Source organism: Nonomuraea sp. NPDC048881 (genome assembly GCF_040649795.1).
Lineage (GTDB): Bacteria > Actinomycetota > Actinomycetes > Streptosporangiales > Streptosporangiaceae > Nonomuraea.
On the sequence record NZ_JBEZGC010000016.1, the window covers coordinates 13869 to 26921 of the forward strand.

General features: G+C 75.2%; 13 protein-coding genes. 4 read left to right on the top strand and 9 right to left on the bottom strand.

All coding sequences use genetic code 11. The features are described from left to right. Nucleotides 1-66 precede the first annotated feature (66 nt). Complete coding sequence (locus AB0C33_RS39000) at nt 67-723, bottom strand: TetR family transcriptional regulator (protein ID WP_358297351.1); 657 nt, start codon at nt 721-723, stop codon at nt 67-69. A 47-nt stretch (nt 724-770) separates the two neighbouring features. Between AB0C33_RS39000 and AB0C33_RS39005 the strand changes: the two genes are divergently transcribed. Continuing rightward, entirely contained in the window at nt 771-2261 is a 1491-nt protein-coding gene (locus tag AB0C33_RS39005) for an FAD-dependent oxidoreductase (RefSeq protein ID WP_358297354.1), read from the top strand. Nucleotides 2262-2268: 7 nt separating this feature from the next. Here AB0C33_RS39005 and AB0C33_RS39010 read toward each other — a convergent pair whose 3' ends face one another. Then, nucleotides 2269-3012, bottom strand: a complete 744-nt coding sequence (locus AB0C33_RS39010; protein ID WP_358297357.1) for an SDR family oxidoreductase — start codon at nt 3010-3012, stop codon at nt 2269-2271. A 167-nt stretch (nt 3013-3179) separates the two neighbouring features. Then, nucleotides 3180-3764: a TetR/AcrR family transcriptional regulator gene (locus tag AB0C33_RS39015; RefSeq protein ID WP_358297359.1), complete on the bottom strand. Its 585-nt coding sequence runs from the start codon at nt 3762-3764 to the stop codon at nt 3180-3182. Nucleotides 3765-3822: 58 nt separating this feature from the next. On the opposite strand from AB0C33_RS39015, the gene AB0C33_RS39020 reads away from it, so the two are divergent. Then, nucleotides 3823-4101: an antibiotic biosynthesis monooxygenase gene (locus tag AB0C33_RS39020; RefSeq protein ID WP_358297362.1), complete on the top strand. Its 279-nt coding sequence runs from the start codon at nt 3823-3825 to the stop codon at nt 4099-4101. 2 nt (nt 4102-4103) lie between these two features. Here AB0C33_RS39020 and AB0C33_RS39025 read toward each other — a convergent pair whose 3' ends face one another. The 5 genes from AB0C33_RS39025 to AB0C33_RS39045 all read right to left on the bottom strand — a co-directional run bounded on the left by AB0C33_RS39025 (nt 4104) and on the right by AB0C33_RS39045 (nt 10192). Next, nucleotides 4104-4775 (bottom strand): response regulator transcription factor, encoded by a 672-nt coding sequence (locus AB0C33_RS39025; RefSeq protein ID WP_358297365.1) that lies wholly within the window; start codon nt 4773-4775, stop codon nt 4104-4106. Then, a complete protein-coding gene (locus AB0C33_RS39030) occupies nt 4772-6079 on the bottom strand; it encodes a sensor histidine kinase (RefSeq protein WP_358297368.1) in 1308 nt (435 codons plus the stop codon). Before AB0C33_RS39030 ends, AB0C33_RS39025 begins: the two co-directional genes overlap by 4 nt. Then, the gene (locus AB0C33_RS39035; RefSeq protein ID WP_358297370.1) at nt 6076-7035 is read right to left on the bottom strand and encodes an alpha/beta hydrolase; all 960 of its coding nucleotides are present in this window, start codon (nt 7033-7035) and stop codon (nt 6076-6078) included. Before AB0C33_RS39035 ends, AB0C33_RS39030 begins: the two co-directional genes overlap by 4 nt. A gap of 178 nt (nt 7036-7213) precedes the next feature. Beyond that, nucleotides 7214-9013, bottom strand: a complete 1800-nt coding sequence (locus tag AB0C33_RS39040; protein WP_358297373.1) for an ABC-F family ATP-binding cassette domain-containing protein — start codon at nt 9011-9013, stop codon at nt 7214-7216. A gap of 261 nt (nt 9014-9274) precedes the next feature. After that, nucleotides 9275-10192 (bottom strand): NADP-dependent oxidoreductase, encoded by a 918-nt coding sequence (locus AB0C33_RS39045; protein WP_358297375.1) that lies wholly within the window; start codon nt 10190-10192, stop codon nt 9275-9277. 172 nt (nt 10193-10364) lie between these two features. Here AB0C33_RS39045 and AB0C33_RS39050 point away from each other — a divergent pair, with 172 nt between their 5' ends. Beyond that, a complete protein-coding gene (locus AB0C33_RS39050) occupies nt 10365-11135 on the top strand; it encodes a methyltransferase domain-containing protein (RefSeq protein WP_358297377.1) in 771 nt (256 codons plus the stop codon). A 38-nt stretch (nt 11136-11173) separates the two neighbouring features. Here the strand turns inward: AB0C33_RS39050 and AB0C33_RS39055 are convergent, their stop codons facing one another. Then, nucleotides 11174-12322 carry an NAD(P)/FAD-dependent oxidoreductase gene (locus tag AB0C33_RS39055; RefSeq protein WP_358297380.1) on the bottom strand — a complete coding sequence of 383 codons (1149 nt, stop codon included), beginning with the start codon at nt 12320-12322 and terminating at the stop codon, nt 11174-11176. A gap of 127 nt (nt 12323-12449) precedes the next feature. On the opposite strand from AB0C33_RS39055, the gene AB0C33_RS39060 reads away from it, so the two are divergent. Further along, nucleotides 12450-13031, top strand: a complete 582-nt coding sequence (locus AB0C33_RS39060; RefSeq protein ID WP_358297383.1) for a helix-turn-helix domain-containing protein — start codon at nt 12450-12452, stop codon at nt 13029-13031. The last annotated feature ends 22 nt before the right edge of the window (nt 13032-13053 follow it).

The window sequence follows — 13053 nt, forward strand, 5'->3', positions numbered from 1 at the left end:
TCTCGCGCGGGCCCCCGTAGGCGTCGCCGGGCCGAATCCGGCCGGCCACGAGGGTACGGCCTCACGTTAATGCCGGTCGCGGGGTGGATGCTTCTCCGATCCTGACCGGGTGGGCGCCAGCCCCCGCGCCAGCACGTCGAACGCCAGGTCGAGCGCCGCGACGTGGTCGGGAAGCACGTCGGCGGCCCGTTCCCCGGCCAGTTGGCGGGCCGCGGTGGCCAGGAAGGCCGAGCGGAAGGCGCCGACGAGCAGCGCCGCGGTCAACCGGCCGGGCAGCCCCTCGCCGGACTCGTCGATCAGGGCCGCGAGCACGGCCTCCAGCTCGTCGGCGATCTCCCTGGCGCGCGCCCGCAGCGCCGCGGAGCCGGCCACCACCCGGAAGAAGTGCACGAACCGGTCGTCGACCCCGCCGAGCGGGTGGCCCTCGCGCGCGTGCCGGACCAGCATGTCCCGCAGCGCGGACAGCACCGGCTCGCCCGCCCGGCGGCCCCGGACGGTGCCGGTGACCAGGTCGACCAGCTCGGGGACGCGGTCGAAGAAGATGTCCTCCTTGCGGGGGAAGTAGTTGAACACCGTCACCTTGGAGACGTCCGCCGCCTCGGCGATCTCGCCGATGGTCACCTCGTCGAAGCCGCGTTCGTAGAACAACATCGAGCCGTGGTCGGAGATGCGCCTGCGGGTCTCGGCCTTCTTGCGTTCGCGGAGCGATGGAGTCTCTTTCACGAAAAAAGTGTATCGCACTTAAAATTTAGTCGGGTATAGTTTTCGCCATGGACTACGACGTGATCATTTCCGGTGGTGGCCCCGTCGGCCTGATGCTCGCCTGCGAGCTGCGGCTGCACGACGTGCGCGTGGCGGTGCTGGAGCGGCTGACCGACATCGACCAGACGGTCAAGGCCGGCTCGATCAACACGCCCACCGCCGAGGCCTTCTACCGGCGCGGGCTGCTCCCGGTGCTGGAGGAGGCCCAGGCCGAGACCATGAAGGCCTTCCAGGCGTTCATGGCCCAGCGGGGCGGAGCGGCGGCGGCCGGGCAGCCCAAGATGTCGGCCTTCGCCGGGCATTTCGCCGGGCTGTGGCTGCTGACCGACCGGGTGGACGAGAGCGACCCCGACTTCGCCGACCGCGGGCCGGCCGCCCGCCTGAGCGGCATCCGGCAGCAGGACATCGAGCGGGTGCTCGGCGAACGGGCCGCCGAGCTCGGCGCGGACGTGCTGCGCGGCGTGGAGCTGACCGGCTTCGAGCCCTCCGCCGACGGAGTGGTCGTGCGGGCGGGCGAGCGGGAGTTCCGCTGCGGCTGGCTGGTGGGCTGCGACGGCGGCCGCAGCACCGTGCGCCGCCTGGCCGGCTTCGACTTCCCCGGCACGCCCCCGCAGATCACCGGCCACCAGGCCGTCGTGACGATGGAGGGCGCCGAAGGGCTCGGCACCGGCTGGACGCACACCGACACCGGCACCTACGCCAATGGGCCGACCCCCGGCCGCATCCTGACCGTGGAGTTCGACGGGCCGCCGGAGGACCGCACCGCGCCGGTCACCGCCGAGGAGCTGCAGGCCAGCCTGCGGGCCGTCTCCGGCGTGGACGTCACCATCACCGGCGTCAAGACGGCCACCCGCTTCACCGACAACGCCCGCCAGGCCACCACCTACCGGCTCGGCCGGGTCCTGCTGGCCGGCGACGCGGCGCACGTCCACTCGCCCTTCGGCGGTCAGGGGCTCAACCTGGGCATCGGCGACGCCGTCAACCTCGGCTGGAAGCTGGCCGCCGTCGTCCGGGGCCGCTCGCCCGAGGCGCTGCTGGACACCTACACCGCCGAGCGCCACCCCATCGGCGCGTGGGTGCTCGACTGGACCCGCGCCCAGGTGGAGCTCATGCGGCCCGAGGCCCGTTCCCGGGCGCTGCGGGCCGTCGTGTCCGACCTGATCGACACCACCGCGGGCACCACGTACTTCGTCAAGCGGCTCTCCGGCGTCTGGCACCGCTACGAGTTGCCCGGCGGCCACCCGCTGGTCGGCCGGAGCGTCCCCGACCTGGAGCTGGCCGACGGCACCCGGGTCGGCGACCACCTGCACGAGGGGCGCGGGCTGCTGCTGGACCTCGGGGCCGGTCTGGCGGCCGACCCGCGGGTGCCGGTGCTGGCGGCCAAGCCGGTGGACGTCCGGGACTTCGGCGGCCTGCTGGTCCGGCCGGACGGCGTCGTCGCCTGGGCCGGCGACGCGCCGGACGCCGCGCTGGAGGAGGCGCTGGCCGCCTGGTTCTGACGGCGCCCTACTCGCCGGCCGCCCAGTCCTGGTACGTGGTCCGGCCCAGGGTGGCGTCGTCGCCGGGCACCAGCGACCGCTCGGTCAGCTCGCTGCCGAAGTAGCGGGCGTGCTCGTCGGTGACCACCTCGCGCGGGTCGCCGAGGCCGGCCAGCGCGTCGCGGAAGAACTCGTCCATCCGGTACTGCTCGGGGCCGGCGACCTCGGTCCTGCCGTTCAGGGGCGTCCCGAGCGCGACCCGGGCGAGCGCCGCCGCGACGTCGTCCCCCGCGACGGGCCGGAACAGCACCGGCGCGATGCGCACCGCGCCGTCGGCGGCCGACTCGTCGGCGATGCCCCGCACGAACTCGAAGAACTGCGTCGCGTGCACCAGCGAGTACGGCAGGCCCGACTTCTCGATCAGCCGCTCCTGGGCGATCTTGGCGGCGAAGTAGCCGTTGTCGGGCATGCGCTCGGTGCCCACGACCGACAGCGCGACGTGGTGGCCGACGCCCGCCGCCGCCTCGGCGGCCAGCAGGTTGCGGGTGGAGGTCTCGAAGAACTCCAGCACCGCGCTCCGCTCGAACGACGGCGAGTTGGAGACGTCCACCACGACCCGCGCCCCCTCCAGGGCCTCGGCCAGCCCCTCCCCCGTGAGGGTGTCGACGCCGGTGCTCGGGGACGCGGCGACCGCCTCGTGCCCCTCTCCGGCCAGCCTGCGCACGAGCTTCGACCCGATCAGGCCGGTCCCGCCGACCACGACAACCTTCATGACGACCTCCCTCATCGCCCGGAGCACCTCGTGTGCCGTCCGGTCGCCGGCTGATGTCATGTCCAGCCGGCGGCCCGGCGGCACCCGTCGTGACGCCTCCATTACCCGGCGATGTCCTGTCATGTCCGTACGGCCGGGGCGGCGAGGAGGGCGGCCCGCGCCCGCGGTCAGTCGTGCGCGGGCGGCAGCACGCCGGCGACCAGGGCGCGCAGGGCGGCCAGGGCCGCGCCGGCGTCGACGCGCTCGGGGGCGACCAGCCACTGCTGGTGGATGCCGATGCCGGCGCCGATGAGCGCGACGGCCAGCGGCTCGACCGGCAGGCCCGGCGGCAGCGGCAGGCGTTCGAGCCAGCGCCTGCAGTGGTCGCGCAGCGTGTCGTGGATCTCGACGTAGCGGTCGCGGATGGGCGAGCCGGGCTCCAGCGCCTCGACCAGCAGGGTGACGAAGAGCTTGGTGGTCGGCAGGGCGAGCATCGCGCCGACGCCCTGGTCGAACGGCCCGAAGTCCGGCTCGCCCTCGGGGGCGTCGGTGAGGCCGTCGCGCACCCTGGCCACCGACCGTTCGAGCACGGCCAGCAGCAGGCCCTCCTTGCCGCCGAAGTGCCACGGGATGGACCCGCGGCTGATGCCCGACCGGGCGGCCACGTCGTGGAACGTGGTCTGCCGGTAGCCCTTCTCGGCGAACAGCTCGGCCGCCGCGTTGAGGATGAGCTCGCGGCTCTCGTTGCTGGTCTGTTCCCGTCGCGTTGTCACGCCACCTCCTCTGTGCTATCAATCGTATTCTATGTTGACCAACACAGAGGAGAGTCCCGTGCACGTCGCCATGATCGCCACGCACTACCCGCACGCCGCGCACCGGGAGGAGTTCGTCGAGCGGGTGCGCAAGGTGGCCGAGGCGTTCCGGAGCACGCCCGGCTGCCTGTCGGCGGAGTGCTGGCTGTCGGCGGAGGCGGTGGTGTCCATCGTGCGCTGGGAGTCGGACGAGGCGTTCGCCGCGTCGCTGGCCGCGCTCGGCGCCGCCGACGTCGACGTGGCCTTCGACGAGCGCGAGGCCCGGCCGCGCGAGATCGTCCGGCTGGCCGCCGCCTGAGGTCAGTAGCCCGAGGGACGGACCAGCCCCGTCTCGTACGCGAAGACCGCCGCCTGGGTGCGGTCGCGCAGCCCGAGCTTGACCAGGATCCGGCTCACGTGGGTCTTGACCGTCTGCTCGGCGATCACCAGGCGCTCGGCGATCTCGGCGTTCGACAGGCCCTGCGCGATCAGCGCCAGCACCTCGGTCTCGCGCTCGGTCAGGTCGCCCACGCGCTCCTTGAGCGGCGCCCGCGGCGCGCGGCTCACCCGGGCGAACTCGGCGATCAGGCGCTTGGTGACGTTCGGGGCCAGCAGCGCGTCGCCGGTCGCCACCACCCGCACCGCGTGGGCCAGCTCGGCCGCCGAGGCGTCCTTGAGCAGGAAGCCGGACGCCCCGGCGCGCAGCGCCTCGTAGACGTAGTCGTCGAGGTCGAACGTGGTCAGCACGAGCACCTTCGCCGACGCGTCCGGACGGGCGGCGATCCGCCGGGTGGCCTCGATGCCGCCGAGCTCGGGCATGCGCACGTCCATGAGGACGACGTCGGGGTCCAGCTCGGCGACCTTGGCGACGGCGTCGAGCCCGTTGACCGCCTGGCCCACGACCTCGATGCCGGGCTCGGCGTTGAGCAGCACGGTGAAGCCCTGGCGGACCATGACCTGGTCGTCGGCGATGAGCACGCGGATGCTCGTCATGAGGTGGCCTGGACGCCTTTCTGCGAGTCGACCGGCAGGAACACGCTGACCTCGTAGCCGCCGTCCGGCGTGGGCCCGGCGACGAGGTCGCCGCCCAGCATGGCGGCGCGCTCGCGCATGCCGAGCAGCCCGTGCCCGGCGCCCGGCGAGGGCCGCGCCGGCCTGGCGGGCGGCTCGTTGACGACCCGGATCGCCAGGGCGCCGGGCCGGTACGTCAGCCGGACCGCCACCGCCGCGCCGGGGGCGTGCCGCATGGCGTTGCTGAGCGCCTCCTGCACGATCCGGTACGCCGACAGCTCCACCCCCGGCGACAGCGGGCGCGCCCGCCCGGCGATCTCGGCGGTGAGCGTGACGCCCGCGCCGCGCACGTTGGCCAGCAGCTCCTCCAGCCGGTCGAGCGTGGGCTGCGGCGCGTCGGCCGGCTGGTCCTGCGCGCGCAGCACGCCCAGGACCCGGCGCAGCTCGGTCAGCGCCTCGACGGCGTTCTCCCGGATGCCGGCCAGGTTCTCCCTCAGCTCCTGCGGCGGGTCGTCCACCAGGTGCGGCGCGACCTGGGCCTGGATGGAGATCACCGACATGTGGTGGGCGACGACGTCGTGCAGCTCGCGGGCGATCCTGCTGCGCTCCTCCAGCAGCGTGCGGCGGGCCCGTTCCTCGGCCGTCAGCTCCTCCTGGGCCTCCAGCCGGGTACGGGTCGTCCTCAGCTGGCGCACCCCGGCCCCGACGGCGACCGCGACCGCGTCGGCCAGCAGGGCGGTGGCGCCCAGCCCGCCCCCGTTGGCCTCCGGCATGAGCACCACGATCGCCACCACGGTCAGCGTGGTGATCGCCAGCGCCTTGACGGCGACCCCCGGGCGTACCCGCAGCGCCAGCAGGAACAGCACGCCGGCCTGCAGGGCGACGCCCGAGCCCGTCCACGGGAAGGCGGTCGGGTCGGCGTGCGGGAAGGGCCGCCGCTCGAACGTCTCGGGATGCACCGTCCAGGGGAGGCTCAGGTGCTCCGACACGTACACCATGCCCGACCGCGCCCCGGCGACCACGAGGACGATCGTCGCCCACCAGGCGGCCAGCGGGCGCCACATCGCCAGCACCATGGCCGCCGCCATGGCCATGGCCAGCAGCGGGACGGTCGGGTCGATGCCCTCCCCGCCCGGGTACAGGCCCATGGCCAGCGCGTACAGGGCGACGGCGACGTGCGGGAGCCGGGACAGGGCGCGCGGGCCGCCCATCCGCGGCAGGGGGTCGGGGGCCATGGTCCCCAGGTCCGCGCCCAGCCTGGCGAGGGCCTTGCGCAGCCTGCTCATCCGCCCTCGCCCACGTTCGTACTGTCCTGGCTTGCACCCTTGGTCCAGCTTACGGGGGAGCCGGTCACGATCCGCGCGAGGTTCGCCAGCGCCGTCGATCCGGCCGCCAGGTAGTCGCTGTGGCCGCCGCCGCCCGCGTCGAACACCCGCGCCCCGAACCCGGGCGCGACCGGGTCCGCGCCCAGCCCCAGGGTGCCGGACGGCAGCTCGACGGACGCGTGCGGCAGCCGGCCGACCCAGTCCCCGGCCGTGCGCGCGGCCCACACCGGCGTCCGGGTGCGCAGCGCCGCGGCGTCGGCCACGCCCGCCCCGGGGCTGCCGAACAGGACGAGGGCGGCCACGTCCAGCCCCGGCGCGGCCCGGCCGCACACCGCCGAGCCGTAGGAGTGGCACAGCAGCGAGACGCGCGCGCCGGGGCGGAGGGCGCGCAGCTCGTCCAGGAAGGCGCGCAGGGCGGGGGCGGCCCGGTCGGCGCGGTCGAGGGTCAGCGCCTGGAGGCTCACGCTGCTCGGGGTGGCGTACCCGAGCCAGGCGATCACGGCCGACCGGTCGCCCAGCGCGGCGCTCAGGCGCATCGAGCCGCCGCGCAGCAGGCCGTACTTGTCGAGGGTGATGCCCGCGCCCGGGACCAGCACGGCGATCCGGGCGGCGGTGGCCAGGTCGCCGAACACCTCGACGGCCCGGCCGGCGTCGCGGCCGTCGAAGGACAGGAACCGGCGGGCGGGGTCGGCCATCTCGCGCAGCGCGGCGGCCCGGCGCCGGTGGCCGTGCCGGACGGCGTCGCGCCCGGCCGCCAGGATCGCCGCGCGCCCGGCGGCGTACCGCCCGGCGAGCCCGGACGGCGGCGCGACGCCGGGGACGGGCGCCGCCACCTCCCCCGACACGCACGCCGCCGGGCCCGCCACCGAGGCGGCGACGAGCGTGGCGAGCAGGAGGCGGCGGCCGCGGTTGCCCATGGGAACCCTTCCGACGGGGGGACGGTTCCCCCGACGCTACGGATCGCCCCCGGTCGCGCGCCTCCCGCTGCGGAGCTCACTTCCCGCGTAGCTCCCAGGTACTACGGGACGTACGCCGGCCCTCCCCCATGCCCCATGGGACGTACGTCGGCCTTCCCCAGGTCCTGCGGGACGTACGTCAGCGCTCTCCCAGGTCCTGCGGGCCGTGCGTCGCGCCCTCACCGGGCAGGTGCAGACGGCGGCCCCGCCAGCGGGCGCGCAGCCAGCGGTCGTGGCTGGCCACCACGATCGCGCCGGGACCGTCCGCGGCCAGGGCGGCCTCCAACTCGTCGGCCAGGCCCGGAGACAGGTGGTTGGTGGGCTCGTCGAGCAGCAGCACGTCGGGAGGGTCGGCGATCAGCAGCGCCAGCGCGAGTCGGCGGCGCTGGCCGACGGACAGTTCCCCCACGCGCAGGTTCGCGTCGCGGGCGCGGATCAGGCCGAGCGAGCGCAGCGGCACGGCCTCGGCGCGCTCCGGCCCGAGGGCCTGCTCGTAGGTCTCCCGGACCGTGCGGCCGGGGTGCTCGAACGTCGTGTCCTGGGGCAGCAGGCCGACGGTCAGCCCCGGCCGCGACCGTACCTGCCCGGCCGGCTCCAGGTCGCCGGACAGGACCGCGAGGAGGGTGGACTTGCCCGCGCCGTTCGGGCCGGTGACCAGCAGGCGGTCCCCTTCCCGCAGGTCGAGCCGGTCGAGCGCGAGCCGCCCCGCCACCCGGACGTCCCGCGCCGACACCAACGACCCGCCACCCCGGCCCACCGCGCCGCCACGGTCCACTGCCGGACCTTCAAGGGGAGGGACGGCCGCGTCGCCGCAGTCTCTGTCCGGACCTTCAAGAGGAGGGACGGCCGCGTCGTCACGGTCCCCCTTCGGGCCTTCGAGGGGAGGGAGGGGGGCGGTGAGGCGGGGGCGCAGGCGCAGTGGGGGCGGCGGGGCGGGGACCTGCTCGCGTTCCAGCTCGGCCAGCCGGCGCGCGGCCTCGCGCACCCGCCGGGAGATCTGCTGCTGCACCCGCCCGGCGCGGTGGCCGTAGCCCATCTTCTCGTTGTCGCGGCGCAACCTGTCCTGCGCCACCCGCCGCGCGGTCACCGCGACGGCGCGGCGCAGCTCGTCCAGTTCCTCCTGCTCGGCCGCGTGTCGCCGCTCCCAGCGTTCGCGCTCGGCGCGTTTCCCGGTCAGGTACGCGCTGTAGCCCCCGCCGTACCGGACGGGGCCGTCCACGGCGGGGTCGAGGTCGAGCAGGTCCGTGCAGACCGCGTCGAGGAAGGCCCGGTCGTGGCTGGCCACGACGACCACGCCGGTCATGCCGCGCAATTCCTCCTCCACGAAGACGGCGGCGTCGTCGTCGAGATGGTTGGTGGGCTCGTCGAGCAGGAGCGCGGCAGGCCGCCTGATCAGCAGCGCCGCCAGGGCGAGCCGGCCGCGCTGCCCGCCGGACAACGAGCCGAGCGCCCGCGTCCCCGGCACGCCGCCCAGGCCCAGCCGGTCGAGGACGATCTCCGCCCGCCGGTCGGCGTCCCAGGACTCGTGCTGCTGCGCCAGGTCGAGCCGGGCCCCGTACGCTTCGAGCAGCACGGCGTCCTCCGGCGACCCGGCCAGCTCGCGGGTGAGCCGGTCGAGCTCGGCCAGGTCCGTGCGCGCCTCGCGCAGGGCGTCGTCGAGCACGTCGGCGAGCGTGTCGCCAGCCGCGAACGGCAGCTCCTGGTGCAGGAAGCCCAGGTCGGCGGGGCGGACGACGGTCCCGGAGTCGGGCTCGTCCACGCCGGCCAGCAGGCGCAGCAACGTGGACTTGCCCGCGCCGTTCTCGCCGATGAGCCCGATCCGGCGGCCGGGGGCGACGGTGAGCGAGAGGCCGTCGAGCACGCGCCGCGTGCCCAGCGTCCGGACGAGATCGTGGGCCAGCAGGACGTCGCCGGCCGGCGGGCAGGGGTTGGAGAGCATGTGAACCTCGGAGGAGGGCGCGGGCGCGCCGAAGCCGCCCGGTGAAGGGGACAGGGTTTCGGGGAACGACGAAACGGCCCACGTCGGCGGCGCTCACATGCGCACGCCGGGGCCGATCACCCTCCGGTGTCACCCGGAGATGTCGTCGTCACCTGCCATGTCCGGTCTCCTGGCCGTAGATCACAAACGTTCCCACCGTAGCCTATCCCCGTACCGCGCGCCCTGTTCCGCGTCGGGCGCAACGCCGTCCGTAGGCTGCCGTTACGGCGTGAGCACGATCTTGCCGTGGGTGTGCCGACGTTCCAGCTCGCCGAAGGCGTCCCGGACCCGCTCCAGCGGGTACACGCGGGCGATCGGCACCTCCAGCTCGCCCCGCGCGGCGAGCCGGGCCAGCTCCCCGACCACGACCGCGCAGGCGGCCGCGCCTTCCCCATACGTCCGCGCGCCGACCCTGGCCGCGCCCGCCCAGTCGCAGATCGTGTCGATCCGGTCGGGCCGCACGCCCAGCTCGACCGCCAGATCGACGTAGCCGTCCCCGTAGGTGTCGATGAACGCGTCCACCTTCCCGCCGGTGGCCGACCGGATCCGCTCGGCCACGCCCTCCCCGTACGCGACCGGCACCACGCCGTGCCCCCGCAGCCAGGCGTGGTTGGCCTCGCTCGCCAGCCCGACCACCATCGCCCCCCGCCGCCGCGCGAGCTGCACGGCGATGGACCCGACGCCGCCCGCCGCCCCGGACACCACCACCGTCTCCCCCGGCCCGGGATCGACCGCGAACACCGTGGCGTACGCCGTCGTGCCGGCCACGTACAACGACCCGGCCACCTCCCAGGGCAGCCCCGCGGGCCGCAGGGTCAGCGCCACGTCGTCGGCCACGACGAACTCCGCGTGGCTCGCCCTGCGATGGGTGAAGCCGAGCACCTCGTCGCCCACCGCGAACCCGCGCACCTCCGGACCGGCCGCCACCACCACGCCGGCCAGATCGCTGCCCTGCCCGGACGGGAACGTCGCCGGCCAGCGCCCGTGCCGCGCCCCCTGGCGGATCATCGTCTCGCCGGGCTGGATCCCGGCCGCCCGCACCTCGACCAGCACCTGACCGGGCCCCGGCGCCGGACGCTCGACCTCCTCCACCCGCAGGACGTCGATCCCGCCGTACTCGTGGAACCGCACAGCCTTCATCGCGTGATCACCCTCCTCGTCCGGACCGGCCCTTCGCGCGGCCGCAGCCCACCCTGCCGCTCCCGCGCCGGCGGCGGAACGGACCGCTCTTCCCAGGACCGCTCTTCCCGGGACCGCCGATCCCAGGAAGCGGCTTGACTTCAAGCGCACTTGAAGCCGCAGGATCCCGCACATGACCAAGAACCAGACGACAGGCCGTACCGGCGAGGAGACCGACGCGCTCATCGCCCTCCTCGACCTCGCGGACCACCTGCCCGGGGCGGCCGAGCTGCGGGCGCGTTCCTACGAGTTGCTCGGCCTCGCGCCGCGGGCGGCGGTGGCCGACGTCGGCTGCGGCTCCGGCCGCGCGGCGGCGGAGCTGGCCGGGCTGGGCGCGCGGGCGATCGGCGTCGACCCCGACGAGCGGATGATCGGCGTGGCGGCCGGACGGTGGCCCGCCGCCGAGTTCCGGGTGGCGGAGGCGTACGCGCTGCCGTTCGCCGACGGCGAGTTGCACGGCTATCGCGCCGAGAAGGTGTACCACGTCCTGGACGACCCGGCCCGCGCCGTGGCCGAGGCGCGGCGGGTGCTCGCGCCCGGCGGGCGGATCGTGCTGCTCGGGCAGGACTGGGACACCATCGTCATCGACTCCGGCGACGCCGCGCTCACCCGCCGGATCGTGCACGCCCGCGCCGACCTCGTCAGGTCGCCTCGCGTCGTCCGCCGCACCCGCAACCTGCTGCTGGACGCCGGCTTCACCGACGTCACCGTCGAGGTGCACACCAGCGTCGTCACCGACGCGACGATGGTGCCCGTGCTGGCCGACCTGGCGGGGAAGGCGCGTTCGGCCGGGGCGGTCGGCGCGGCGGAGGCCGAGGGCTGGCTCGCCGAGCAGCGGGAACGGGCGCGGGCCGGGCGGCTGTTCCTCGCCCTGCCGCTGTTCGTGACCGCGGCCACGCGTTAGGCCCCAAGGGGCAGAGCCGGGCCGGGGCCGGGGCCGGGTCAGCGGCGGGGCGGGGCGAAGGCGGCGAGCTCGCCGCTTTCGTGCCGTTCGAGCAGGGCCTCGGCGCCGTGCTCAAGGGCGCGGGCCGCGTCCGCCGCGCGCGGGAGCATCGTGCTCTCGTACGCGGCCACGGCCTCGGCCACCGTGGCGGAGCCGGCCAGCGCGAGGGCGAGCTCGCAGGCGTCGAGCATGGCCAGGTTGGCGCCCACGCCGAGCGGCGGCATGAGGTGGGCGGCGTCGCCGAGCAGGGTCACGCTGGACGACCGCGCCCACACGTGCGGCACGGGCAGCGCGAACAGCGGGCGATCGACGTACGGCCCGTCGTTGCGGGTGATCATCCCGAGCAGCTCCGGCGACCAGCCGGAGAACGCGTCGAGCAGCCGGGCGCGGATCCCGGCGGTGTCGCCGGCGCTCAGGCCGCTCGCGGCGATCCACCCGGCGGGCAGGCGCTGGATGACGTAGACGCGGATGTGGTCGCCGCCGTTGCGCTGGGCGAACAGGGCGCGGTCGCCGTCGGCCGCGGTGGCGCCGCCCTGTCCGACGAGCGCGGCGAGGGCAGGGTGGGCGTTTTCGACGTCGTGGAACCACGCCTCCAGGAAGGTGACCCCGGTGTAGCGCGGCGCCGCGGCCGAGACCGCCGGGCGCACCCGGGAGAACGCGCCGTCGGCCCCGATGACCAGGTCCGCCTCGACGGACGTGCCGTCGCGGAAGTGCACCCGGCGCGGGCCGCCGGGCGGGCCGGTGACCTGCCCGACGGCGGCGCCCCACCGCACGGTCCCGGGCTCCAGCGAGCCGAGCAGCAGGTCGCGCAGCACACCGCGGTCGATCTCCGGTTTGAAGAGCTCGCCCGCGGCCGGGACGTGGTGGTCGAGCAGCCGTCCGGACGGGTCGAGCAGCCGCATCTCCTGCCCTTCCGGGCGGGCCAGCCGGAAGAAGTCGTCGAGCAGGCCGGCCTCGCGCAGGGCGGCCTGGCCGTCGTCGGCGTGCAGGTCGAGGGTGCCGCCCTGGTCGCGGGCCCGCGGGTGGGCGTCGCGGTCGTGGACGGTCACGGGGATGCCGTGCCGTTGCAGGACGCGGGCGCAGGTGAGCCCGCCGGGGCCCGCTCCGACGACGTGGATCCGCGCGGTGGCGGGTGCGGGTGAGCGCATGACTGGACCTCTCGTTCGTGATCAGGGTTGGGTACGGCGAGCGCCGCCGCTCCAGCGAAGCAGAACGAGTACAAAAGTGCAACCGGTCAACTAATTCATTGGTGCCACCTTTTGATAGGATGGCGGCATGGACACGCCACCCGTCGCCGGCCGCCGCGAACGCAAGAAGGCCGCCACCCGCCGAGCCATCGCCGACGCCGCCCTGCGCCTGTTCCTGGAGCACGGCTACGACCGGGTGAGCGTCAGGGACGTCGCCGAGGCGGCCGACGTGTCCACCACCACGCTGTTCAAGCACTTCCCCGGCAAAGAGGCGCTGGTCTTCGACGAGGAGGCCGACCGGGAGGCGGAGCTGGTCGCGGCGGTGCGCGGGCGTCCGGAGGGGCAGAGCGTCGTCGAGGCGCTGCGCGGGCACGTGCTGGCGTCCTGGCCGCAGGTCGCGGCCCATCCGCTGCGGGCGGGGTTCACCGAGCTGGTGGAGTCCACGCCGGCGCTGCTGGAGTACTACGAACGGATGTGGACCCGGCACGCCGCCGCCCTCGGCACGGCCATCGCCGAGGACGCGGGCGTGGCCCCGGACGACGTCGCCTGCCACGCGCTCGCCCGGTTCGTCCTGCAGACGCCGGCGCTCACGCGGGGGCGGCAGGACCTTCGCGGGGCCGTCGAGCAGGTCTTCGACCTCCTCGCGCACGGCTGGCGCCCGCCGCGCTAGCGACCGGCGCCGGCCCGCGCCC

What these genes read in the sequence shown, in the direction of transcription:
- AB0C33_RS39050 (WP_358297377.1), top strand. Translation starts at nt 10,365, where the DNA reads ATGACCAAGAACCAGACGACAGGCCGTACCGGCGAGGAGACCGACGCG.
- AB0C33_RS39060 (WP_358297383.1), top strand. Translation starts at nt 12,450, where the DNA reads ATGGACACGCCACCCGTCGCCGGCCGCCGCGAACGCAAGAAGGCCGCC.
- AB0C33_RS39025 (WP_358297365.1), bottom strand. Translation starts at nt 4,775, where the DNA reads ATGACGAGCATCCGCGTGCTCATCGCCGACGACCAGGTCATGGTCCGC.
- AB0C33_RS39030 (WP_358297368.1), bottom strand. Translation starts at nt 6,079, where the DNA reads ATGAGCAGGCTGCGCAAGGCCCTCGCCAGGCTGGGCGCGGACCTGGGG.
- AB0C33_RS39005 (WP_358297354.1), top strand. Translation starts at nt 771, where the DNA reads ATGGACTACGACGTGATCATTTCCGGTGGTGGCCCCGTCGGCCTGATG.
- AB0C33_RS39035 (WP_358297370.1), bottom strand. Translation starts at nt 7,035, where the DNA reads ATGGGCAACCGCGGCCGCCGCCTCCTGCTCGCCACGCTCGTCGCCGCC.
- AB0C33_RS39040 (WP_358297373.1), bottom strand. Translation starts at nt 9,013, where the DNA reads ATGCTCTCCAACCCCTGCCCGCCGGCCGGCGACGTCCTGCTGGCCCAC.
- AB0C33_RS39045 (WP_358297375.1), bottom strand. Translation starts at nt 10,192, where the DNA reads ATGAAGGCTGTGCGGTTCCACGAGTACGGCGGGATCGACGTCCTGCGG.
- AB0C33_RS39055 (WP_358297380.1), bottom strand. Translation starts at nt 12,322, where the DNA reads ATGCGCTCACCCGCACCCGCCACCGCGCGGATCCACGTCGTCGGAGCG.
- AB0C33_RS39010 (WP_358297357.1), bottom strand. Translation starts at nt 3,012, where the DNA reads ATGAAGGTTGTCGTGGTCGGCGGGACCGGCCTGATCGGGTCGAAGCTC.